Genomic DNA, 21,325 nt, shown 5'->3' with positions numbered 1-21,325 from the left:
CGCCGCTGCGCGCGGTGGCGATTCGCCGCTTTTTGCGCGAGCAGGGTGTGGCGGAATTCAAGCTGCCGGACCGGGTGGAGTGCGTGGACGCGCTGCCGCTGACGCCGGTCGGCAAAGTTGACAAAAAACAGTTACGCCAGTGGCTGGCGCAACGCGCGCAAGCGTAACAAGGAGATAAGATGGCAATCCCAAAACTGACCGGCTACGCGCTGCCTGAGGCACATGAGATCCCGCAGAACAAAGTGCAGTGGGCCTTCGAGCCGACCCGCGCGGCGCTGTTAATCCATGATATGCAGGCGTATTTCCTGAACTTCTGGGGTGACAACTGCCCGATGATGGAAAAGGTGGTGGCCAATATCGCCGCGCTGCGCCACTTCTGCAAGCAGCATGATATTCCGGTTTACTACACCGCCCAGCCAAAAGAGCAGAGCGATGAGGACCGGGCGCTGCTCAACGATATGTGGGGGCCGGGGCTGACCCGTTCGCCGCAGCAGCAGCAGCAGATTGTCGCCGAACTTGCGCCGGATGAGGCCGACACCGTGCTGGTGAAGTGGCGCTACAGCGCTTTTCACCGCTCGCCGCTGGAGCAGATGCTGAAAGAGACGGGGCGCGATCAGCTGATCATTACCGGCGTGTATGCGCATATCGGCTGTATGACCACCGCAACCGACGCGTTTATGCGCGATATTAAGCCCTTCTTCATTGCCGACGCGCTGGCGGATTTTACCCGCGACGAGCATCTGATGGCGCTCAATTATGTGGCGGGAAGAGCCGGGCGGGTGATGATGACCGACGCGCTGCTTCCCGCGCCGGTGCCTGCCAGCAAAGCGGCGCTGCGGGCGCTGATCCTGCCGCTGCTGGATGAATCTGACGAACCCTGTGACGACGAAAACCTGATCGACTACGGTCTGGATTCGGTACGCATGATGGCGCTGGCCGCCCGCTGGCGCAAAGTGCACGGTGATATCGACTTCGTGATGCTGGCGAAAAATCCCACTATCGACGCCTGGTGGGCGCTGCTCTCCCGCGAGGTGCAGTAATGGACTTTAGCGGCAAGACGGTGTGGGTGACCGGCGCGGGCAAAGGCATTGGTTACGCCACCGCGCTGGCCTTTGCTGAGGCGGGCGCGCAAGTTACGGGGTTCGATCTGGCTTTTCCGCAGCAGGATTATCCCTTTGCCACCGAGGTACTGGACGTCGCCGATGCCGGGCAGGTGAGCGACGTCTGCGGCCGCCTGCTCAGCCAGCTTTCCCGGCTTGACGTGCTGGTTAACGCGGCGGGCATTTTGCGCATGGGGGCCACCGACCAGCTCTCCCTGGCGGACTGGCAGCAGACGTTCGCGGTCAACGTAGGCGGGGCGTTCAATCTGTTTCAGGCGACGATGGGGCAGTTTCGCCGTCAGCGGGGCGGGGCGATTGTCACCGTTGCGTCCGACGCGGCCCATACGCCGCGTATCGGCATGAGCGCGTATGGCGCGTCAAAAGCGGCGCTGAAAAGCCTGGCGCTGACGGTGGGGCTGGAACTGGCGGCAAGCGGCGTGCGGGCGAATCTGGTTTCGCCTGGCTCTACCGATACCGATATGCAGCGCACCCTGTGGGTAAACGAGGATGCCGAAGCGCAGCGCATCCGCGGCTTTGGCGAGCAGTTCAAGCTGGGGATTCCGCTGGGTAAAATCGCCCGTCCGCAGGAGATAGCCAGCACGATCCTGTTCCTTGCCTCTGACCTCGCCAGCCACATTACGCTGCAGGATATCGTGGTGGACGGCGGCTCCACCCTGGGGGCGTAAATGGGCTGGCAACGTCAGTTAACTCTTGATGCGCTGAATGCCACCAGCCGCGACACGCTGGTGGCGCATCTGGGCATTGTTTACACCCGGCTGGAAGCGGGGCTGCTGGAGGCGGAAATGCCGGTTGACGCCCGCACTTTTCAGCCCTTTGGCCTGCTGCATGGCGGCGCATCCGCCGCGCTTGCCGAGACCCTCGGTTCGATGGCGGGTTATATGATGACCCGCGACGGCCAGTGCGTGGTGGGTACGGAGCTTAACGCCACCCACCATCGCGCGGTCGCGCAGGGCAGGGTGCGGGGCGTTTGCCAGCCGCTGCATCTGGGGCGCTCAAACCAGAGCTGGGAAATTGTCGTGTTTGACGAGCAGGGGCGGCGCTGCTGCACCTGCCGGTTGAGTACGGCGGTTATTGGCTAGCGACATAGCCAGAGCCTGTTTCCCGGATGCGGCGTTGCCTTATACGGGCTACGAAAAACCTGATACCGCTCGACGCGTAGCCCGGGTAAGCGTGAGCGCACCCGGGATTTTCCCGGAAACGGATGCCTTATCCGGGCTACCTCTCTCCTCACACATTCTTACCGCTATTTTTCTTTCATTTTTCCTGCATAAGTGATCCCCGTAGCACTGTTATGTAAATGCCCGGTTTCATAACTAAATTCCAGTGTTTAAACATTGTTAAAAACCGAAACGTGTTCTAGAAACAAAATGTAACATCTTCCTTTTCGCACACGGATAATCGCTATGAATAACTCAGGGAAATACCTTATCTGGGCGTTGCTCTCCGTTGTCGGGGCGTTTGCGCTTGGCTATATCGCGCTCAATCGCGGTGAACAGATCAACGCGCTGTGGATTGTGGTCGCAGCGGTGTGTATCTACCTTATTGCCTATCGATTTTACGGTTTGTATATCGCCAGAAATGTGCTGGCGGTAGACCCCACCCGCATGACGCCTGCGGTGCGCCATAACGACGGGCTGGATTATGTGCCCACTGATAAAAAAGTGCTGTTCGGTCACCATTTTGCGGCGATTGCCGGTGCCGGGCCGCTGGTGGGGCCGGTGCTGGCCGCGCAGATGGGCTATCTGCCCGGCATGATCTGGATCCTCGCGGGCGTGGTGCTGGCCGGGGCGGTACAGGATTTCATGGTGCTTTTTGTCTCCACCCGCCGCGACGGGCGTTCGCTGGGGGAACTGGTGAAAGAGGAGATGGGGCCGACCGCCGGGGTTATCGCGCTGGTGGCGACCTTTATGATCATGGTGATTATCCTGGCGGTGCTGGCGATGATTGTCGTAAAAGCGCTGACCCACAGCCCGTGGGGGACTTACACCGTGGCCTTTACCATTCCGCTGGCGATTTTTATGGGCGTCTACATTCGCTATCTGCGTCCGGGGCGTATCGGTGAAGTGTCGGTGATTGGGCTGGTCTTTTTGATCTTCGCTATTATCTCCGGCGGCTGGGTGGCGGAAAGCCCGACGTGGGCGCCGTTGTTTGATTTCACCGGCGTGCAGCTCACCTGGATGCTGGTAGGGTACGGTTTTGTGGCGGCGGTGCTGCCGGTGTGGCTGCTGCTCGCGCCGCGCGACTACCTCTCCACCTTCCTGAAAATCGGCACCATTATCGGGCTGGCGATCGGCATTTTGATTATGCGTCCGACGCTGACCATGCCTGCGCTGACGAAGTTTGTTGACGGTACAGGGCCGGTGTGGACGGGCAACCTGTTCCCGTTCCTGTTTATTACCATTGCCTGCGGCGCGGTTTCCGGTTTCCATGCGCTTATCTCCTCCGGCACCACGCCGAAAATGCTGGCCAACGAAGGGCAGGCCTGCTTTATCGGCTACGGCGGCATGCTGATGGAGTCTTTCGTCGCTATTATGGCGCTGGTCTCGGCCTGTATTATCGACCCGGGCGTCTACTTTGCGATGAATAGCCCGATGGCGGTGCTGGCGCCTGCGGGCACGACCGACGTCGTGGCATCCGCAGCGCAGGTCGTGAGCGGCTGGGGCTTTAGCATCACGCCGGATACCTTAAACCAGATAGCCCAGGAAGTGGGGGAGCAGTCGATCATCTCCCGCGCTGGCGGCGCGCCGACGCTGGCGGTGGGCATGGCTTATATCCTGCATGGCGCGCTGGGCGGCATGATGGATGTTTCGTTCTGGTATCACTTCGCTATTCTGTTTGAGGCGCTGTTTATTCTGACGGCGGTGGATGCCGGGACGCGCGCCGCCCGCTTTATGTTGCAGGATCTGCTGGGGGTCATCTCCCCCGGCCTGAAACGCACCGATTCGCTGCCCGCCAACCTGGTGGCAACGGCGCTCTGCGTGCTGGCGTGGGGGTACTTCCTCCATCAGGGCGTGGTCGATCCGCTCGGCGGCATCAACACCCTATGGCCGCTGTTTGGCATCGCCAACCAGATGCTGGCGGGAATGGCGCTGATGCTCTGCGCGGTGGTACTGTTTAAAATGAAACGTCAGCGTTATGCATGGGTGGCGCTGGTGCCCACCGCATGGCTGCTGATTTGTACCCTGACGGCAGGCTGGCAGAAGGCGTTCAGCCCGGATGTGAAAGTCGGTTTCCTCGCCATTGCCAATAAATTCCAGGCAATGATCGACAGCGGTAATATTCCGGCGCAGTACACTCAGTCGCAGCTGTCGCAGCTGGTGTTTAATAACCGTCTGGATGCGGGGCTAACCATCTTCTTTATGGTGGTGGTCGTGGTGCTGGCCTTCTTCTCGGTGAAAACGGCGCTGGCGTCCCTGAAAGTGGATCGGCCAACGTCGAAAGAGCGACCCTACGAGCCGATGCCGTCCAATCTGGATGAGATTGTCACGCAGGCGAAAAGCGCCCATTAATTTGTCCTGCCCCTCTCTTTACCGGGAGGGGCTTTAAAGAGAGCCACTATGTTCGACACACTATCTAAAGCAGGGAAGTATCTGGGCCAGGCGGCCAAAATGATGATTGGCGTTCCGGATTATGATAACTACGTTGAGCATATGCGTATCACGCATCCGGAGCAGACGCCGATGACCTATGAAGAATTTTTTCGGGAAAGACAGGATGCGCGCTATGGCGGCAAGGGCGGGGCGAAGTGCTGCTAGTGTGGCTAATTCCGCCAGCCAATGAACTGTTGGCTGGCGGCTTGTCATTTCATCTGCGCTTCGTTATTCAGATCGTCTATCGATAATAGTAATCATCCGTCTCATATTCCATGGATTCATCCTCATCCTCATCTTCCTCTTCATAGGAAGTCAGGCGGGTATATTCATCATATCCGATAACAACAAACTGCGGATTTCCCTCTTCATCATTGATGAACTGAATAGTCATAAATGAAATGCTCCTTGCATTGCTTATTTTTTGTTTTATATATTTCGCGTATTTATATAAGACCGGTAACAGACGTAACCATCTCTCTTCGACACGCAAAAGGTCGCGGTTAAGCCCGAGGGCGAAACAGCGCTTTATTCTTAATATTAATTCTGAGGAAGTACTGTAGAGATTCAGGCGGGATAAGTAAATACTATAGATCTAGAAAAATTCCGAATTTTGCGGTTCGCAATAATCGTTATTAATTACAGTTTTTATTTAAATAATCCGTTTATTCGTTTGGCAACCGACCTGACAAAAATAGTGAGGCCGGTTGCTAATCTGTTATCGGGCGAAGCGTTCTACTTTCTCGAACGCGGCGCGTAACGTGGAGGGAGATAATTCACCGGGTAAATAGTGAATTGACTCCACCGGGCGCAGAGTGTGGGTAATGACCCTATCCAGCTCGGCATGATTGTGGATGTCCACCTCCAGGGCCGCGAGGGTGGTGGGCAGATTGAAGCGCTGGTAAGCGTCCACCAGTTGCGCCAGTACATCGTCCTGGCCAAGCAGCGCGCTCTGGACCAGAATGCCATAGGCCACTTTCGTGCCGTGAAGGAATTTTTCCGTCTGCGGCAGCACGGTTAAGCCATTGTGCACCGCGTGGGCGGCGGCGACGCGGGTATAGCGTTCGCCCAGGCCGCCCACCATACCGCCGCCAGCGATAATGGCATCCACCACGTCACGAAAGGCCTGCGTGACTTCGCCGCGCGCCTGGTCCGCCAGCGCCTGTTCGCTGCTTTCCAGCAGGACGTCACGAATCGCCAGCGCCCCGTTAATGCCCAGACGTACCGTCAGCGGCAGCGTCTCCGGCTCGGGGGCCAGCACCACCGCTTCATACCACTTCGCCAGCGTATCGCCGATACCGGCCAGCAGATACTCCGCCGGCGCATTGAGGATAATCTGCGGCTCGACCAGTACCAGGAAGTTGGCGTCGTCAAAAATCTCAAACTGCAGCGCCTGGCCCGCGTCGTTATACCAGACGGAGAGCGGCGTCCAGGCCGCGCAGGTTGCCGCAATCGTCGGCACGGCCACCAGCGGTAAACCGAGACGGCGGGCCACCGCTTTGGCGGTATCCAGCAGCGCGCCGCCGCCGACGCCAATCACTACCGCCCGATCCTCGCCCGCCTCCTGCGCCAGCTGTGCGACGTCACGCTCGCTGCAGTGGCCCTTGAACAGGATCCGTCTGGCCCCCGGCGCGTTAAAACTCTCCGGCAGAAAATCGCGTGCCCCGGCGATGGCGCGTTCGCCATAGATCCACACCGCGCGGGAGAGCTGCTCCCCGGTGAAAAAATCGTTCAGCCGGGCGAGGCTGCCAGCGTGGGAAAAGTAGTTGGCCGGGCCGGTAACGACGCGAATATCAGTAGTGTTCATATGCAGTGTCCTTGTGCCTGTTTGCTAACCCGATGTTATGTCTGGACATCCGGATGGCTAATAATATTTAGCTTTAACTTATGCCTTTTCTGTCGTTGCCAGTCAAGCGGCGGTGTGAAAAATTCGCTAAATCAATCTATTAATCTCAGGAAGCCGTGAAGGATGAGCACCAACCATCTCGTGATGCGCGATATCAGCCTCGCATTTGCCGGTTTTAGCGCGTTATCACACGTTGATTTCACCCTGCGCGGCGGCTCAGTTCATGCCCTGACCGGCGCGAACGGCGCGGGAAAGTCGACCCTGATGGCGGTGCTGTGCGGCACGCACGACCGCTACGAAGGCGAGATAGCCATTAACAATCAGGTGGTCGCCATTCGCTCTCCGCGCGAGGCGAAGCAGCTTGGCATTCATCTGGTCCAGCAGGAAGTGGACGTGGCGCTGGTGCCTGGCCTGTCGATCGCCGAAAATATCATGCTCGACCAGCTTGCCGCGCCGGGCCACGCATACCGCTGGGGCGAAGTGCGCAGGCGAGCAAAAGAGGCGCTGGCGCAGCTGGAAGTGACGCTCGACGTCCGCCGCGCTGTCGACAGCTGCACCCTGGCGGAAAACAGCAGATTCTGCTGGCGCGGGCGCTCTCCCATCACTGCCGGTTCCTGATCCTGGATGAACCTACCGCCCCGCTCGATAAGCATGACAGCGAACGTCTGTTTGCCGTGGTCAGACGCCTGCAACAACAGGGCATTGGGGTGGTGTTTATCTCTCACCGTATTCATGAACTGAAAGCCATTTGCGACACCCTTACCGTGCTGCGCGACGGCAGGCTGATTGAGTCCGGGCCGATGGCAACCCTGAGCGGCGAGCAGATAGTAGAGAAGATGCTCGGTCATCAGCTTGACGACATCTATCCGCCCGCCCGTCCGCCCCACGGCGAAGCGATTTTGCTTCACGTTGACGGTCTGCACGATGAACGGCTGCTTAAAGATATCTCTCTGAGCCTGCGCAAAGGGGAGATTCTGGGCATCGCCGGGCTGGCGGGCGCAGGCAAAACAGAACTGTGCAAAGCGCTGTTCGGCGCCAGTAAAAGCGTGGTAGCGCGCGGCGAGCTGAACGGCCAGCCGTGGCGGCCCCGCGACCCGGCGGATTCCGTGCTGCGCGGGCTGGCGCTGGTGCCGGAGGAGCGGCGCAAAGAGGGCATTTTTATCGAAGAGCCCATCGCCATGAATTTGTCGGTCAGCGCCGATAACAGCTTCTCGCGCTGGGGGCTGTTCGGCCACCGTCAGGCGTGGCGCTGGGCGCAGGAGGTGATTGCCCGCGTTGGCGTGCGTACCACCGGCCCGGCGCAGGCGTTGCGCCGCCTCTCCGGCGGCAACCAGCAGAAAGTGGCGATCGGTAAATGGCTGCGCGGTAACGCCAGCGTAATGATTTTTGACGAGCCGACCAAAGGCGTCGATGTAAAAGCCAAAACCGACCTGTTCCGGCTGATTGACGGCCTGGCGCGGGAGGGGAAAGGTATTATCTACGCCTCCGGGGAGTTTGCCGAGCTGGTCGGGCTGTGCGACCGCATTTGTGTGCTCTGGGACGGGCGCATCGTAGCGGAAGTGAAGGGCGAGGAGGCCCGCGAAGAGTCCTTACTTTATTTTTCCACCGGAGGAACGGCGTCGTGAGCAAAGCCCTTTCAGTTAAGGCTGCGGTATCGTCCCGTCAGCAGTTTTTCGATTTTCTCTATAAATGGGGCATGTTGCTCACCGTGGTGGCGCTGGTCGCCATCTTTGGTCTGGCGTCCGATAACTTTCTCGATCCGTTTAACATCATCAATATTCTGCGCTCGATTGCCATCGTGACGGTGATTGCGGTCGGCGTGTCGATCTCTTTGACGATTGGCGGCTTTGATCTCTCCGTCGGCTCCACCGCTTCGCTGGCAAACGCGCTGGTCATTTCGCTGTTTGTCTGGCACGGCTTTGGCACCACCGAAGCGATTATCGTGACCCTTGCGCTCTGTACGCTGGTGGGGCTGTTTAACGCCTTTTTAATCGTGGTGCTGCGCATTCCCGATATGCTCGCCACCCTGGGCAGCCTGTTTGTGATTCAGGGCGTGGCGATGACCTACAGCTACGGCGGCTCCATCACCGAAAACATGGTGCTGCCGAGTGGGGAAATGGCGGAAGGGACGATTCCTGCGGCTTTCAGCCTGCTCGGCCAGGTGCCGACCATTGTCATTATTATGCTGGCGGTCACCGTGGTGGCGCAGATGGGTCTGTCGCTCACCACCCACGGGCGGCGGATGTATGCCATCGGCGGCAATCCGGAGGCGGCCCGTCTCTCCGGCATTCGCACCACCCGCTATAAGGTGGCGGCCTATGTCATCGCCTCCCTGCTGGCCGGGCTTGGCGGCATTTTGCTGGCGTCGCGCATTGGCTCATCGCAGGTCAACGCGGGCGGCGGCTATCTGATGGACGCGGTAGCGGCGGCGTGGATTGGCTTTTCGCTGGCGGGCTCAGGCAAGCCCAACGCGCTAGGCACGCTAATAGGGGCGGTGATTTTGGGGGTGCTGTCGAACGGGCTGGTGATGCTCTCGGTCCCTTATTACGCCATGGACATTATTAAGGGGCTGGTGCTGGCTGGCGCCCTTGCGTTGACTTACTTCCAGCGTCGTTAATTATTCAGGGGAAAACAGATGAAAAAGAGAGCACTCTCACTGCTGGCGCTGGGATTACTGAGCGCGCTGCCGGGCTATGCGGCTACGCCTGCGCCGGTGCCGGAGGCCATCGCCAGCCACAATGGCCCGATTCGCATCGCGCTGATTCGCAACCTCGGTTCCGACGATAACACCACCCAGTTTGTCGCCGGTGCCGTGCAGGAAGGTAAAAAACTGGGCTTTAAGGTCAGCACGTTCTTAAGCAATGGCGATGACGCCAAATTCCAGGATTTTATCAACCAGGCGATCGGCCAGAAATATGACGGCATTATCCTGTCGCAGGGGCGCGATCCTTACTCCACGGCGCTGATTAAAAAAGCGGTGGATGCCGGGATTAAAGTCTCGGTGTTTGATACCGCCGTGAACGGCGACATCCCTGGCGTGACGGTAACGCAGCAGGATGACGCGTCGCTGACAAAACTCTCTTTTGGCGCGCTGGCGAAAGATTTCAACGGCAAAGCCAATATCATCAAACTGTGGGTCGCCGGGTTCCCACCCATGGAGCGCCGTCAGGCGGCCTATGCCGAAATGCTGAAAAGCTACCCGGGCATAAAAGAACTGGAGTCGATTGGCGCTGTTTCCTCCGATGTGCAGGGCGACACCGCCAATAAAGTCGGCGCGGTGCTGGCGAAATACCCGAAAGGGCAGATTGACGCCATCTGGGGAACGTGGGACGCCTTTAGTCAGGGTGCCTATAAAGCGCTGAAAGAGAACGGGCGCACCGAGATTAAACTCTACAGTATTGATGTCTCCAACCAGGATCTGCAGTTGATGCGCGAGGCGGGCAGCCCGTGGAAGGTAAGCGTGGCGGTCGATCCGAAGCTGATTGGCGCCACCAACGTGCGGCTGATTGCCAATAAGATTGCCGGCGAGCAGACCCCTGCGACCTATGATTTTAAAGCCGCGGCCATTCCGCAGGCGCTGCTCGCGGCGCAGCCGGGCGCGGTAAACGTGGCGTCGCTGGGGAAAATTATTCCCGGCTGGGGCCAGACGGAAGATTTTATCGCCCCGTGGTTCTCGACGCTGGAAGCGAAAAACAGGTAACGTTACGGTCTCCTCCTCTCCCGGTGAGAGGGGGTAAAAGGAACAACAATGACAGCTGAACTTCCGCGCCCGGAATACAGCCGCAATATGCGGTTGATTGGGCATAGCGACCAGGGCGGACGCCCGGACGGCGTCCAGTTGATGGTGCATCGCGGCTTTGCCTATATCGGCCATATGGTTTCGCAAGGCTTTTCCATCGTGGACGTCCGCGACCCGAAAAACCCCCGGCCCGCAGGCTATATTCCCGCGCCGCCGGGGACATGGAATGTCCATCTACAGGCGCACGACGATCTGTTGCTGGTGATTAACGCGCGCGATCTCTTTGCCGACGCCCGTTTCGCAGATGAAAAAGTCTATTACACCCGCCAGGTGGGCGAAACGGTCAGCGACGTGCAGGATAAAGGCTGGAGCGCCGGGCTGCGCATTTTTGATATCTCCACGCCGGAAAAGCCGCGCGAAATCAGCTTTCTTTCCCTGAACGGCATTGGCATTCACCGCATCTGGTATGTGGGCGGGCGCTGGGCCTACGTGTCGGCGCTGATTGATGGCTTTACCGATTACATCTTTTTGACCATCGACCTTGCCGACCCGCGCAAACCCGAAGTGGCGGGGCGCTGGTGGCTGCCGGGCATGAACCAGGCGGCGGGCGAAACGCCCAACTGGCCGGAGGGAAAACGCTATGCGCTGCACCACGCGATCATCGCAGGCGATACCGCTTACGGCAGCTGGCGTGACGGCGGCCTGACGCTGCTTGATGTGAAGGACCGCACCCGGCCTGCGCTGATTAGCCACCGCAACTGGAGCCCGCCCTTTGGCGGCGGCACCCATACCGCGCTGCCGCTGCCGGACCGCGATCTGCTGGTGGTACTGGATGAAGCGGTGCTGGACAACCAGCAGGATGGGGAGAAGTTTATCTGGCTGTTTGATATCCGCGAACCGTCAAACCCGGTCAGTATCTCGACCTTTCCCCAGCCGGATGAGACGGACTATGTGGCGAAAGGGGCCCATTTTGGGCCGCATAATCTGCACGAAAACCGCCCCGGGAGTTTTATCAGCTCGACGCTGATTTTCGCCACGTTACAGAATGCCGGGGTACGCGCTTACGATATCTCTAACCCGTACCGCCCGGTGGAGACCGGCGCACTGGTGCCCGCCGCGCCAGCAAAGATGATGGACACGCGCCCGGGCCGCCCGCAGGTGATTCAGTCATGCGATGTGTTTGTTGACGCGCAGGGGATTATCTACAGCACGGATTATAACGGCGGGCTGTCGGTGATTGAGTATCTGGGGTGAAGGAGTTCGGGTGCGCATCCGGGGCACTCTGCGTTGCCTGTTCCCCTCACCCTGACCCTCTCCCCATAGGGGAGAGGGAACTAATTCGTAGCCCGGATAAGGCGTAAGCCGCATCCGGGGGCCCTCAGCTATACTGCCGCACCCGCGCTACCAGCTCCTCAACGTTATCAATACGCGGTGCGATGACGACCAGCGCCTTGCCCAGCGAAATGGCGTGGCGCAGGCAGGCGTGGCGCATCTCCGTGTCGGCGATGGTATCAATATCGGCAACGTGTGAAAGCCCTACCGAGCGGCGAATCAGTTCGGTGCCGCAAAAACCAATCGCGTCTGTCCACACCTTTTGCAGAAACGCGGCGGCATAGCCCGGCTCGCTCAGCGCCGCATCGCGGGTTTTCTCGCGGGCCAGCGTCTGAAAACGCTCTGCAAAGCTGAACCACAACGTCTGAATATCAAGCAGCCGCTGCTCGCGTGCGGCGGCGGCATCGCGGATGCCAAGCTGCCCCGGCAGGCCGCAATAGTTAAGCAGCAGGTTGCCAATGGCGGTGCCGATATCAAAGCCAATCGGGCCGAAATATCCAAACTCCGCGTCGATAGCTTTCAGGCTGCCGTCGGCGACAAAAATCGACCCGCTGTGAATATCGCCGTGCAGCAGCGCTTCGGCGTGGGAGAAGAATCGGTGCTTGAGTGACGCCACCGCAATTTTTAGCGCCGGGTCCTGCCGCAGCGCGGCGACATCGTCCTCCAGCGCCTGCGGATAGTTGTTACGCTCGTGACGCTGGTAGGGATCGTTGAAGAACAGATCTTCGGTGATTTCGCACATCTGCGGGTTAATAAACTGCGCCACCTGCGCTTTTTTATCATGGGGATGCAGATAAAAATCACTGGTATGAAACAGCGTCTGCGCCAGGTACTCCCCCAGCTGCGCCGCCGCCTGCGGGTAATGGACGCCTTTAATCAGTTCGCCGCGCCAGATTCGGTGATCGGAAAGATCTTCCATCACCATTGCCGCCAGCAGCGGGTCGTAATGAAGAATTTTAACGGTATGCGCCGGGGCGTGCCGGTAGTGTTCCACCAGCGTCTGGGCTTCCAGCCGCGCTCTGTCCAGCGTCAGGGGCCAGGACTCGCCCACGCAGCGGACATAAGGCAGCGCCTGTTTGACGATAAGACGACTTACGCCATCGGTATCAAAGATTTTAAACACCAGATTGAGGTTTCCGTCGCCCACTTCCCGCGCTTCCACCAGTTCGGAGGGGTTGTCCAGGCCGCCAAATTGTTGTGCCCAGGCAACGGCATCCTGAGCGGTGAAAGTACGGTATTGCGACATTGCTTTCATCCTCTGTTCTTGTGCTAATAAGCCATTCAGACGTCTATACATCCGTGTTTCATCCTGACACAATACGCTACAACAACGCAACAGGGATTTAACGACATGCAGACATTACAGACCACCAGCCTGCGCCTTCTGGATAACCAGCTCTACATCCTTGACCAGCAGGCGCTGCCGCAGGAAAAGCGCTGGCTGCCCGCCAGCTCCGTTGAGGCGTTAGTGGGCCATATTCATGCCCTTCGCGTGCGCGGCGCGCCGCTGATTGGCCTCTCCGCCAGCCTGCTGCTGGCATTGCTGGCAGAGCAGGGACAAAGCCGGGAGCAGCTTACGGCGGCGCTGGAGACCCTGCGCGCAGCCCGGCCCACGGCGGTCAACCTGATGAATAACCTCGATCGCATGAAGCTGGCGCTGGCGCAAAACGATTACGTAACGGCGCTGGCGGCAGAGGCGCTGGGTTTAATCGAAGAGGACCGACAGCTGTGCGCCAGTATTGCCGATGCCGGTAGCGTGCTGGTGACGCCGGGCAGCCGGTTGCTGACCCACTGCAATACCGGAGGGCTGGCGACGGCGGGCGTGGGAACAGCGCTGGGAGTGATTACGCTGGCCCACCAGCAGGGCAAGGTGGCGAATGTCTGGGTTGACGAGACGCGCCCGTTACTGCAGGGCGGGCGGCTCACCGCCTGGGAACTGGGTGAGCTGGGGGTGCCTTATCAGCTTATTACCGATTCCATGGCCGCCAGCCTGATGGCAAAAGGGGAGGTGGATGCCGTCTGGGTGGGCGCGGACAGAATTGCCGCTAACGGCGACGTGGCGAACAAGATAGGCACCTACTCGCTGGCGGTGCTGGCAAAATTTCACGGCATCCCGTTTTATGTCGCCGCGCCGCAAACCACCCTCGACCCGCACTGCCCGAACGGTGAGGCTATCCCTATCGAGCAGCGCGCAGGTGCAGAGGTGACCGGCGTGGCGGGCAGCTTCGGCGCGGTACAGTGGGCGCCCGATAACGCCCAGGTCTACAACCCGGCCTTTGACGTGACGCCTGCGGCGCTGATCAGCGGCTGGGTGCTGGACAGCGGTGTGGTAACGCCAGAGCAGGTCGCCGCGGGCGCGTTTCGCCGCGCTTAACCCAGCCGCGCCATCCACGCTTTATGTTCGCTCTCCAGCGCCTGGGCGATCATTGTCAGGAAAGCGTTGACCGCCGCCGGACGGTGTTTACTGCCCGGCACCTGAATCTGCAGCATGCGCTGGCTCAGGGAGGTATTATTAATCGTTTTTAAGGTCATGCCGTCTCTTGTCGCCCGCCACAGCACGCTGAAATGGCTGCAGACGGTCACCGCGTCCGGCGTATGGCGGGTGAAGTCATACAGCGCGGAAAAGTTATTGCTGCTGAACACCGGTTCGATAAAGGTTCCCGCCATCCGACAGGAGAGGTCAAAAAGCTGGCGCAGCGTGGTGCCCGCCTCTGGCAGCACCAGCGGGTAGAGATGCAGGTCCTCCATCGCCACGCTCTCCTGCCACACCAGCGGATGCCCGCCATCAACCAGCAGCAGCACCGGCGCGGGCCAGGCGGCGATGATTTCTACCTCTTTTTCCGGGGCGAGGCTGAACTGAAAGGCGATATCGCAGGCGTTGCGTCGCACCCATTCGGCCACCTGCATTGCGCTGCCTACCTGCAGATCGAAGCTGATGCCGGGATGCAGCTTGCGAAAGCGCGCCAGCAGCCCAGGCAGCAGGTCAAAGGCCATCCCGTCTGTGCAGGCCAGACGCACCAGCGCTTTGCGCACCGCCGTCAGCCCGTGAATCTCCGCCAGCGCATATTCCATATCGCGCATGCTCTTGCGCACGTGGTTGGCCAGAATCTGCCCGGCGTCGGTCAGGATCATTCCCCGCGCATGCCTGTCGAACAGCGCCACGCCAAGGCGGGTTTCCAGCTTCTGAATCTGTCTGCTGATGGCGGAGCCCGCCACGTAAAGCTGCTCGCTGGCCGCGCTCAGCGAACCGGTTGTCGCCACCGCCATAAAATAGCGCAGTTCATTATTAAGCATCTGTCTGACCCGTAAAAAACGCCCCGCAAAAGTGCAGTGTACCCTTATCAAAAAGGCAACGGCAAATTGCAATTATTATAATTGTGGCAAGGCTCTGTTCTGGGATAGAACAAAAAGAGAACAACAGATATTTGCGCCACAGGCCGCAAATCAGACAGGGCAAACAACATGACAACACAACAGGTAATTGCGCAGGCGCTGGCGTGGTTCGACAGCGGCCATTTTAAACGCGTGCTCGCAGAACGGGTGGCTATCGCCAGCGAAAGCCAGCGTAGCGACCGGGACGAGGAGCTTAAGCGTTACTATAACGACGCCTTTATTCCCGCTTTTCAGGAGATGGGTTTCACCACCGAAGTTATTGCTAACCCGGTGAATGCCGCGCGCCCCTTTTTGCTCGCCAGCCGGGAAGAGGACGCCTCTCTGCCGACGGTGATGTGCTACGGCCATGGCGATGTGGTATTCGGCGACGACGCGCGCTGGGCCGACGGGCTCTCTCCCTGGACGCTGACCGAGCGCGACGGCAGCTGGTACGGCCGCGGTACGGCGGATAATAAAGGCCAGCACACCGTTAACCTGGCGGCGCTGGAACAGGTGTATCATGCCCGTAACGGGCGGCTGGGGTTTAACTGCGTCTGGCTGTGCGAGATGGGGGAAGAGATGAGCTCCCCTGGGCTTGCCGCGGTTTGCGAACAGCTGAAAGCGCGGATCGATGCCGATCTGTTTATCGCCTCCGATGGACCGCGCCTGAGCGCCGATCGTCCCACCCTGTTCCTGGGCTCCCGCGGCTGCGTTAACTTCCGCCTGACGATCATTGCGCGGGCGAAAGATTACCACTCCGGCAACTGGGGCGGGCTGTTGAGCAACCCCGGCACGCAGCTTGCCAACGCCATCGCAAGCCTGGTGGACGGCAAGGGTGAAATTCAGATTGCGGCGCTGAAACCGCCTGCGCTAACGCCCTCGCTGAAAACGATTCTGGCGGACATCACCCCGGCGCGGGGCGAAAACGACCCGGCTACCGACCCTGCCTGGGGGGAGCCTGGGCTGTCGGCGGCGGAAAAACTGTTCGGCTGGAACACGCTGGAAGTGCTCTCATTTTTGACCGGCAACCCGGCGCAGCCGATGAATGCCATTCCCGGCCAGGCGACGGCGGTCTGCCAGCTGCGCTTTGTGGTCGGTACTGACTGGCAACGGCTGGAGCAGGCGGTGCGCGCCCATCTGGATGCGCACGGCTTTTCGATGGTGACCCTTAGCGAAGTGCGCGGAACCCCGGCCACCCGTTTTGATCCGACCGATCCGCTGGTGGACTGGGTGCTGGCGGCAATGAATGACGCGACAGGGAAGAAACCGGCGCTGCTGCCTAACCTGGGCGGCTCTCTGCCTAACGATGTCTTCGCCGGGATTTTAGGCCTGCCCACGCTGTGGGTGCCGCACTCCTATCCCGCCTGCGGCCAGCATGCGCCGGATGAGCATTTGCCCATCGCCATTGCCCGTGAAGGGCTGGCCATCATGACCCGGCTGTTCTGGGAGCTGGGCGAAAAGGGGCGCGAGCTGCTGGCGCGTCATCAACAACATCAGGCAGGAGGTGGGCAATGACAACACTGGCTCGTGAAGAGGCGCGGCCTGAGGCGCGCCCGAATCTGTACAGAACGCTGCTCGCCACCTGTGTCGGTAACGCCCTGGAGTGGTTCGATATTGCGGTTTACGGTTTTTTTGCCAGCTATATCGCGCAGGCGTTTTTCCCTGCCACTAACCCGACCGTTTCGCTGCTGCTAACCTTTGGTAGCTTTGGTATCGCTTTCCTTATTCGCCCGCTCGGCGCGGTGGTGCTGGGGGCTTATGCCGACAAACATGGGCGTAAAGCGTCGCTGCTGCTGTCGATTAATCTCATGATGCTGGGCGGCGCGATAATTACGTTTATGCCGGGTTACGCCACCCTGGGCGTGGCCGCGCCGCTGCTGATTCTGCTGGCCCGCCTGATTCAGGGCTTCTCGGCAGGCGGCGAGTTCGGCAGTTCGACCGCCTTTCTGGTGGAGCACTTCCCGGAGCGCAAAGCCTTTATCGCCAGCTGGCAGTTCGCCACCCAGGGGGCCAGTACGCTGATGGCGTCGGCGTTCGGGCTGGGGCTGGCGCACTGGCTTACCCCTGCGCAGCTGGCCGATTGGGGCTGGCGTATTCCCTTCGCCTTTGGCCTGCTGATTGGGCCGGTGGGGTTGTGGATCCGCCGCCACGTGCATGAGCCGACGGCCTATGTGCAGACTGAAAAGACCCGCCATCCGGTAAAACTGCTGTTTGGCGAACAAAAGCGGCTGATCCTGCTGGCGATTGGGCTGATGGTGGTCTCCACCGCCATTAACTATATGCTGAACTACGTGCCTACCTGGGCGACCAAGAACCTGGGGCTGCCGCCCTCGTCAGCGTTTGGCGCAACGCTGCTGGCCGGGGTTATTTTAACGGTGGTGACGCCGATTGGCGGCCTGCTGGCGGAAAGAGTAGGGCGGGTACGTCTGCTGTGGACCGCGCTGGGCCTGCTGGCGTTTACGCTGCTGCCAGCCTTCTGGCTGACCAGCCTGAACGTGACGCCGCTCTCCCTGTCGCTGCTGGTGGGCTGGATGGCGCTGTTAAAATCGTTTTACTTCTCCACCATTCCGTCGCTGATGGCCGATATTTTCCCGGTCTCGACCCGCGCCAGCGGCATGTCGATAAGCTACAACGTGGCGGTGACGGTGTTCGGCGGCTTCGCGCCGTTTATCTGTACCCTGCTGATTAGCGCCACCGGCAGCCATTTCGCACCGGGCTTCTATCTGATGGCAACGGTGTTCCTGAGCGTGCTGGCGCTGTGGCAGACACAGAAACAGCATCGCTAACCGTTTTCCCCTCTCCGTGCGGAGAGGGGTTATCCCTGCGTCCCCGGCCTGCTTAGTACCACCGGCGAATCGTCCGTTTCGCTGTCGGATGCCTGTGCCTGCTCCTGCCTGTCGGCCAGGCTGTTTTCATAACGCGGCGGAGTAATGACCGGGTAGACATAGCTGCCATGCTCGGTACAGGGGACCGGCTCATCGGAACCGGCATAAAACAGGTAGTACTGCTGCGTGTCAGGGAAGTATGCCAGGCCATCGCCGTTGCCAAAGGTCGTCGTCCAGTAACGCTGGCCGTTTTTAGTATGGTTTTTCGATTTGCCCGACGCGACCTGGAAATGATCGCCCCATTTCATGGTGATGAGGTAGTAATTAAAAAAGAGACGGTGATATTGCCCCTGGGCGGACAGTTGAGTCTGATGGCATCGTCCGCCTGCGCCGCAAGGACGGGTAAACAGAGCAGCAGATATAAAAAGTATTTCACGCGTCTTTTGTCCGGGCCGAATAACAGAAACCCCAAGCTTAACGCAGGCAGCGCGCCTTCCACCAGCGGCAGGCTGTTTCATGAAGACATAAAGTTAATCAAAATATGACGTTACACGGTAATAACCCGGCCTTTTGTCCGCTACAGGCCGGGTTAACCGCAGGATTAGGCCAGCCGTGGATAGCTGTCGGCAATCGCATCGCCGGTAAACTGCGCTACCCAGCCTTCGGGGTTATCGAAAATACGGATTGCGGTGAAGTTGGGCTCTGAGCCCATGTCAAACCAGTGGGGCGTACCGGCGGGGACGGAGATCAGATCGTTCTTTTCGCACAGCACCTGCCAGACTTCATTGCCAATATGCAGGCAAAACAGCCCCGCGCCCTCAACAAAAAAGCGCACCTCGTCTTCGCCGTGGGTATGTTCATTAAGGAATTTTGCGCGCATCGCCGCTTTTTGCGGATTATCGGCGCGCAGGCTAATGACGTCCCAGCTTTGGTACCCTTTCTCCGCCACCAGCTTATTAATAGCGTGCTGGTAAGCGGTAATGACCGTCTCCGGCGTCGGGTTAAGCCCTAAATCGCGGTCCGCCTGCCAGCGTTCGAAGCGCACGCCTTTGGCGTTCAGCTGCTGCTGGATCTCTGTCGCGTCGGTGCTGTGCCAGAGATGTTTGCTGGCGTCGTGGTCAGAATAAATCGTCAGTGCGCTCATGAAGGGATCTGCTCCGGCGTTATGTCATCGAAAAGATGAACCTGGTGGTGATGGCTGGCGGAATCCGCGTCGCCGCGAATCAGCTGTACAGTGCGAAAACCGGCCTGTTCGGCGGCATCCAGCTCCTGATGGATATCAGAAAGAAACAGGATCTGCGCAGGCGGCAGGGCCAGCTGTTCAGCGATAGCGCGATAGGATGCGACGTCACGCTTTGCCCCGACCCGCGTATCAAAATAACCGCTTAACAGATGAGTAATATCACCTTCGTCGCTGTAGCCAAATAACAGTTTTTGCGCCGCCACCGAGCCAGAGGAATAAACATAAAGATCAATCCCTTGCGCGCGCCATTTTTCCAGCGCCGGCAGCACGTCCGGGTAGAGGTGGCCGGTAAAATCGCCGTTGACGTAACCCTCGCGCCAGATAATCCCCTGCAACGCTTTCAGGGCGGTGGATTTCCTGTCCTCATCCATAAAGCGCAGCAGCGTCTCCAGCAGCGTTTCGGAGGAGGCATCCGGGGCGGCAGTCTCATCGCGCAGGTTATCAAGGATGCTTTTCACCGGCTCAATATACTGCTGCGTGGCGATCAGCGCAGGCAAACGCTCCCGGGCATAGGGGAATAACACGTTATGAACAAAGCGGATATCGCTGGTGGTGCCTTCTATATCGGTGACGATTGCGCGGATCATTCTCTCTCCAGCAGGCGACGCTGCATTTCACATTCAAACAAAAACTCCAGCCCTTCCAGATGGCGTCGCGCTTCGGCAACGTCGCGCCCCCAGCAGGTCAGCCCATGTCCGCGCAGCAGGAAGCCGTAGCTGAGCGTATGTTGCCGGGCATACTCTTCGATGCGGCGGGCGAGAGCTTCAATGTCCTGGTCATTATCAAAAATCGCCACAGGCAGGCTGTCAAGGTGGGTTGTCTGGCCGCGCAGGGATTTCTGCATTTCATAGCCGCTAAAGGCTATCTGCGGGGCGCGCACCACACGGGACAACACCGTGGCGTTGACCGTATGCACATGCAACACCGCGCCGGCGTCGGGAAACAGGCGATAGATTAGCGTATGCAGGCCGGTCTCCGCCGAAGGCCTGCGGCCGGATGGCGCATGGTTATCGGCGATAGAAACCTGTAAAAAATCGTCGGGGGTCAGGCTGCCTTTATCTTTGCCGGACTCGCTGAGCCAGCACCATTCGGCGTCTTCTCTTATCGACATATTGCCGCCGGTGGCGGGCGCCCAGCCTTTCTGGCCGATCCAGTGGCAGGTAGTAACGAGATCATCAAGTTGCAGGCGATGGGACATGATTTTCCTTCTTATACGCAGGTATGTTCTTATTATTTAGACGTCTAAGCGTCTTGATTGCCAAATACTAGCATCGTGTTATAGTGGCAGCAACATGAGTATGACGGACAGGCAAGGGACAATGAGCGATAACGTACTGATTCCAGACAGTAAACTTCCTGCATTAGGCACTACTATTTTTACCCGGATGAGCGCGCTGGCGCAGGCGCACCAGGCGATTAACCTCTCTCAGGGGTTCCCTGATTTTGATGGCCCGCGCTATCTGCAGGAGCGGCTGGCGTATCATGTCGCCCAGGGGGCCAATCAGTACGCGCCGATGACCGGCGTGCAGGCGCTGCGAGAGGCCATCGCGGATAAAACCGAAGCGCTTTATGGCTACAAGCCGGATGCCGCAAGCGATATCACCGTGACGGCGGGAGCGACAGAGGCCCTTTACGCGGCGATAACGGCGCTGGTGCGGGCGGGAGATGAAGTTATCTGTTTCGATCCGAGCTACGACAGCTATGCCCCGGCGGTGGAACTGGCGGGCGGCGTGCTCAAGCGCATCGCGTTGCAGCCGCCGCATTTTCGCGTTGACTGGCAGGCCTTTAATGACCTGCTTAGCGAACGCACCCGTCTTGTTATCCTTAATACGCCGCACAACCCGTCGGCGACGGTATGGCGCAACGAGGATTTTGCCGCCCTGTGGCAGGCTATCAGTGATAAAGCAGTTTATGTGCTGAGCGATGAGGTGTACGAGCATATCTGCTTTGCGCAGGAGGGGCATGCCAGCGTACTGGCGCACCCGCAACTGCGGCAGCGGGCTATCGCCGTTTCGTCGTTTGGCAAAACCTACCATATGACCGGCTGGAAAGTGGGGTACTGCGTTGCGCCCGCCGCCCTCAGCGCGGAACTGCGTAAAGTGCATCAGTACCTGACCTTCTCGGTGAATACCCCGGCCCAGCTGGCTCTGGCGGACATGCTGCGCGCCGAGCCGGAGCATTACCTGCAGCTGCCGGATTTCTATCGTCAGCGCCGCGATCTGCTGGTTAACGCGCTGGGTAACAGTCGCCTGGAAAT

The 21,325-nt window shown here is 59.3% G+C and carries 20 protein-coding genes and 2 pseudogenes; 14 read left to right on the top strand and 8 right to left on the bottom strand.

Going from position 1 to position 21,325, the window contains the following annotated elements; translation table 11 throughout:
- The 6 genes and pseudogenes from entE to ENTHG_RS10130 form a co-directional block, all read left to right on the top strand.
- Nucleotides 1-167: pseudogene (gene entE / locus ENTHG_RS25065) on the top strand (2,3-dihydroxybenzoate-AMP ligase); the annotation flags it as partial.
- 12 nt (nt 168-179) lie between these two features.
- Nucleotides 180-1,040: an isochorismatase gene (locus ENTHG_RS10150; RefSeq protein WP_044178723.1), complete on the top strand. Its 861-nt coding sequence runs from the start codon at nt 180-182 to the stop codon at nt 1,038-1,040.
- Nucleotides 1,040-1,786 (top strand): 2,3-dihydro-2,3-dihydroxybenzoate dehydrogenase EntA, encoded by a 747-nt coding sequence (gene entA, locus ENTHG_RS10145; protein ID WP_044178719.1) that lies wholly within the window; start codon nt 1,040-1,042, stop codon nt 1,784-1,786. Before ENTHG_RS10150 ends, entA begins: the two co-directional genes overlap by 1 nt.
- On the top strand, nt 1,787-2,200 hold the full coding sequence (entH, locus tag ENTHG_RS10140) for a proofreading thioesterase EntH (protein ID WP_044178716.1): 414 nt from the start codon (nt 1,787-1,789) through the stop codon (nt 2,198-2,200). It abuts the gene before it with no gap.
- A gap of 324 nt (nt 2,201-2,524) precedes the next feature.
- The gene (cstA, locus tag ENTHG_RS10135; RefSeq protein ID WP_044178713.1) at nt 2,525-4,630 is read left to right on the top strand and encodes a pyruvate/proton symporter CstA; all 2,106 of its coding nucleotides are present in this window, start codon (nt 2,525-2,527) and stop codon (nt 4,628-4,630) included.
- A 48-nt stretch (nt 4,631-4,678) separates the two neighbouring features.
- Nucleotides 4,679-4,876 (top strand): YbdD/YjiX family protein, encoded by a 198-nt coding sequence (locus ENTHG_RS10130; protein ID WP_044178710.1) that lies wholly within the window; start codon nt 4,679-4,681, stop codon nt 4,874-4,876.
- A 76-nt stretch (nt 4,877-4,952) separates the two neighbouring features.
- Here ENTHG_RS10130 and ENTHG_RS25595 read toward each other — a convergent pair whose 3' ends face one another.
- Both ENTHG_RS25595 and ENTHG_RS10120 read right to left on the bottom strand, forming a co-directional pair.
- A complete protein-coding gene (locus ENTHG_RS25595; protein ID WP_154657538.1) occupies nt 4,953-5,105 on the bottom strand; it encodes a hypothetical protein in 153 nt (50 codons plus the stop codon).
- A gap of 324 nt (nt 5,106-5,429) precedes the next feature.
- The gene (locus ENTHG_RS10120; protein WP_044178707.1) at nt 5,430-6,518 is read right to left on the bottom strand and encodes an oxidoreductase; all 1,089 of its coding nucleotides are present in this window, start codon (nt 6,516-6,518) and stop codon (nt 5,430-5,432) included.
- Between the two features lie 162 nt (nt 6,519-6,680).
- On the opposite strand from ENTHG_RS10120, the pseudogene ENTHG_RS10115 reads away from it, so the two are divergent.
- The 4 genes and pseudogenes from ENTHG_RS10115 to ENTHG_RS10100 all read left to right on the top strand — a co-directional run bounded on the left by ENTHG_RS10115 (nt 6,681) and on the right by ENTHG_RS10100 (nt 11,550).
- A pseudogene (locus ENTHG_RS10115) lies at nt 6,681-8,182 on the top strand (sugar ABC transporter ATP-binding protein).
- Nucleotides 8,179-9,174: an ABC transporter permease gene (locus ENTHG_RS10110; RefSeq protein ID WP_044178704.1), complete on the top strand. Its 996-nt coding sequence runs from the start codon at nt 8,179-8,181 to the stop codon at nt 9,172-9,174. The pseudogene ENTHG_RS10115 and the gene ENTHG_RS10110 overlap by 4 nt, the downstream one beginning before the upstream one ends.
- Nucleotides 9,175-9,192: 18 nt before the next feature.
- On the top strand, nt 9,193-10,257 hold the full coding sequence (locus tag ENTHG_RS10105) for a sugar ABC transporter substrate-binding protein (protein ID WP_044178701.1): 1,065 nt from the start codon (nt 9,193-9,195) through the stop codon (nt 10,255-10,257).
- A gap of 48 nt (nt 10,258-10,305) precedes the next feature.
- Nucleotides 10,306-11,550, top strand: a complete 1,245-nt coding sequence (locus ENTHG_RS10100) for an LVIVD repeat-containing protein (RefSeq protein WP_044178698.1) — start codon at nt 10,306-10,308, stop codon at nt 11,548-11,550.
- Nucleotides 11,551-11,674: 124 nt separating this feature from the next.
- Here ENTHG_RS10100 and mtnK read toward each other — a convergent pair whose 3' ends face one another.
- Nucleotides 11,675-12,874 carry an S-methyl-5-thioribose kinase gene (gene mtnK, locus ENTHG_RS10095; RefSeq protein WP_044178695.1) on the bottom strand — a complete coding sequence of 400 codons (1,200 nt, stop codon included), beginning with the start codon at nt 12,872-12,874 and terminating at the stop codon, nt 11,675-11,677.
- A gap of 105 nt (nt 12,875-12,979) precedes the next feature.
- Between mtnK and mtnA the strand changes: the two genes are divergently transcribed.
- Nucleotides 12,980-14,002, top strand: coding sequence for an S-methyl-5-thioribose-1-phosphate isomerase (mtnA, locus tag ENTHG_RS10090; protein WP_044178692.1), 1,023 nt, complete (start codon nt 12,980-12,982; stop codon nt 14,000-14,002).
- Here mtnA and ENTHG_RS10085 read toward each other — a convergent pair.
- Complete coding sequence (locus tag ENTHG_RS10085) at nt 13,999-14,922, bottom strand: LysR family transcriptional regulator (protein WP_044178689.1); 924 nt, start codon at nt 14,920-14,922, stop codon at nt 13,999-14,001. The genes mtnA and ENTHG_RS10085 overlap by 4 nt on opposite strands.
- 168 nt (nt 14,923-15,090) lie before the next feature.
- On the opposite strand from ENTHG_RS10085, the gene ENTHG_RS10080 reads away from it, so the two are divergent.
- Both ENTHG_RS10080 and ENTHG_RS10075 read left to right on the top strand, forming a co-directional pair.
- The gene (locus tag ENTHG_RS10080) at nt 15,091-16,515 is read left to right on the top strand and encodes a M20 family metallopeptidase (RefSeq protein WP_044178686.1); all 1,425 of its coding nucleotides are present in this window, start codon (nt 15,091-15,093) and stop codon (nt 16,513-16,515) included.
- Nucleotides 16,512-17,786, top strand: a complete 1,275-nt coding sequence (locus ENTHG_RS10075) for an MFS transporter (protein WP_044178683.1) — start codon at nt 16,512-16,514, stop codon at nt 17,784-17,786. The genes ENTHG_RS10080 and ENTHG_RS10075 overlap by 4 nt, the downstream gene beginning before the upstream one ends.
- Before the next feature lie 29 nt (nt 17,787-17,815).
- Here the strand turns inward: ENTHG_RS10075 and ENTHG_RS10070 are convergent, their stop codons facing one another.
- From ENTHG_RS10070 to ENTHG_RS10050, 4 genes are all read right to left on the bottom strand, one after another.
- Nucleotides 17,816-18,133 (bottom strand): hypothetical protein, encoded by a 318-nt coding sequence (locus tag ENTHG_RS10070; protein WP_044178680.1) that lies wholly within the window; start codon nt 18,131-18,133, stop codon nt 17,816-17,818.
- A gap of 293 nt (nt 18,134-18,426) precedes the next feature.
- Complete coding sequence (locus ENTHG_RS10060; protein WP_044178674.1) at nt 18,427-18,969, bottom strand: 1,2-dihydroxy-3-keto-5-methylthiopentene dioxygenase; 543 nt, start codon at nt 18,967-18,969, stop codon at nt 18,427-18,429.
- Nucleotides 18,966-19,655, bottom strand: a complete 690-nt coding sequence (mtnC, locus tag ENTHG_RS10055) for an acireductone synthase (RefSeq protein ID WP_044178671.1) — start codon at nt 19,653-19,655, stop codon at nt 18,966-18,968. The genes ENTHG_RS10060 and mtnC overlap by 4 nt, the downstream gene beginning before the upstream one ends.
- Nucleotides 19,652-20,266 (bottom strand): methylthioribulose 1-phosphate dehydratase, encoded by a 615-nt coding sequence (locus ENTHG_RS10050; protein ID WP_044178669.1) that lies wholly within the window; start codon nt 20,264-20,266, stop codon nt 19,652-19,654. The genes mtnC and ENTHG_RS10050 overlap by 4 nt, the downstream gene beginning before the upstream one ends.
- A 121-nt stretch (nt 20,267-20,387) precedes the next feature.
- Between ENTHG_RS10050 and ENTHG_RS10045 the strand changes: the two genes are divergently transcribed.
- Nucleotides 20,388-21,325 (top strand): methionine aminotransferase (locus ENTHG_RS10045; protein ID WP_044178666.1); only part of this gene is annotated, 938 nt, incomplete at its 3' end.

This window comes from Phytobacter massiliensis JC163 (assembly GCF_000321045.1).
GTDB classification, from domain to species: Bacteria; Pseudomonadota; Gammaproteobacteria; order Enterobacterales; family Enterobacteriaceae; genus Phytobacter_A; species Phytobacter_A massiliensis.
This window is presented reverse-complemented; position numbering and strand designations above follow the sequence as displayed.

Bases quoted from the DNA above. Each gene is read 5' to 3' on its own strand.
- ENTHG_RS10130 (WP_044178710.1), top strand. From the start codon at position 4,679: ATGTTCGACACACTATCTAAAGCAGGGAAGTATCTGGGCCAGGCGGCC.
- ENTHG_RS10150 (WP_044178723.1), top strand. From the start codon at position 180: ATGGCAATCCCAAAACTGACCGGCTACGCGCTGCCTGAGGCACATGAG.
- entA (WP_044178719.1), top strand. From the start codon at position 1,040: ATGGACTTTAGCGGCAAGACGGTGTGGGTGACCGGCGCGGGCAAAGGC.
- ENTHG_RS10050 (WP_044178669.1), bottom strand. From the start codon at position 20,266: ATGTCCCATCGCCTGCAACTTGATGATCTCGTTACTACCTGCCACTGG.
- ENTHG_RS10075 (WP_044178683.1), top strand. From the start codon at position 16,512: ATGACAACACTGGCTCGTGAAGAGGCGCGGCCTGAGGCGCGCCCGAAT.
- ENTHG_RS25595 (WP_154657538.1), bottom strand. From the start codon at position 5,105: ATGACTATTCAGTTCATCAATGATGAAGAGGGAAATCCGCAGTTTGTT.
- mtnA (WP_044178692.1), top strand. From the start codon at position 12,980: ATGCAGACATTACAGACCACCAGCCTGCGCCTTCTGGATAACCAGCTC.
- mtnK (WP_044178695.1), bottom strand. From the start codon at position 12,874: ATGTCGCAATACCGTACTTTCACCGCTCAGGATGCCGTTGCCTGGGCA.
- entH (WP_044178716.1), top strand. From the start codon at position 1,787: ATGGGCTGGCAACGTCAGTTAACTCTTGATGCGCTGAATGCCACCAGC.
- ENTHG_RS10070 (WP_044178680.1), bottom strand. From the start codon at position 18,133: ATGAAATGGGGCGATCATTTCCAGGTCGCGTCGGGCAAATCGAAAAAC.
- ENTHG_RS10085 (WP_044178689.1), bottom strand. From the start codon at position 14,922: ATGCTTAATAATGAACTGCGCTATTTTATGGCGGTGGCGACAACCGGT.
- ENTHG_RS10120 (WP_044178707.1), bottom strand. From the start codon at position 6,518: ATGAACACTACTGATATTCGCGTCGTTACCGGCCCGGCCAACTACTTT.
- mtnC (WP_044178671.1), bottom strand. From the start codon at position 19,655: ATGATCCGCGCAATCGTCACCGATATAGAAGGCACCACCAGCGATATC.
- ENTHG_RS10100 (WP_044178698.1), top strand. From the start codon at position 10,306: ATGACAGCTGAACTTCCGCGCCCGGAATACAGCCGCAATATGCGGTTG.
- ENTHG_RS10105 (WP_044178701.1), top strand. From the start codon at position 9,193: ATGAAAAAGAGAGCACTCTCACTGCTGGCGCTGGGATTACTGAGCGCG.
- ENTHG_RS10080 (WP_044178686.1), top strand. From the start codon at position 15,091: ATGACAACACAACAGGTAATTGCGCAGGCGCTGGCGTGGTTCGACAGC.
- ENTHG_RS10060 (WP_044178674.1), bottom strand. From the start codon at position 18,969: ATGAGCGCACTGACGATTTATTCTGACCACGACGCCAGCAAACATCTC.
- cstA (WP_044178713.1), top strand. From the start codon at position 2,525: ATGAATAACTCAGGGAAATACCTTATCTGGGCGTTGCTCTCCGTTGTC.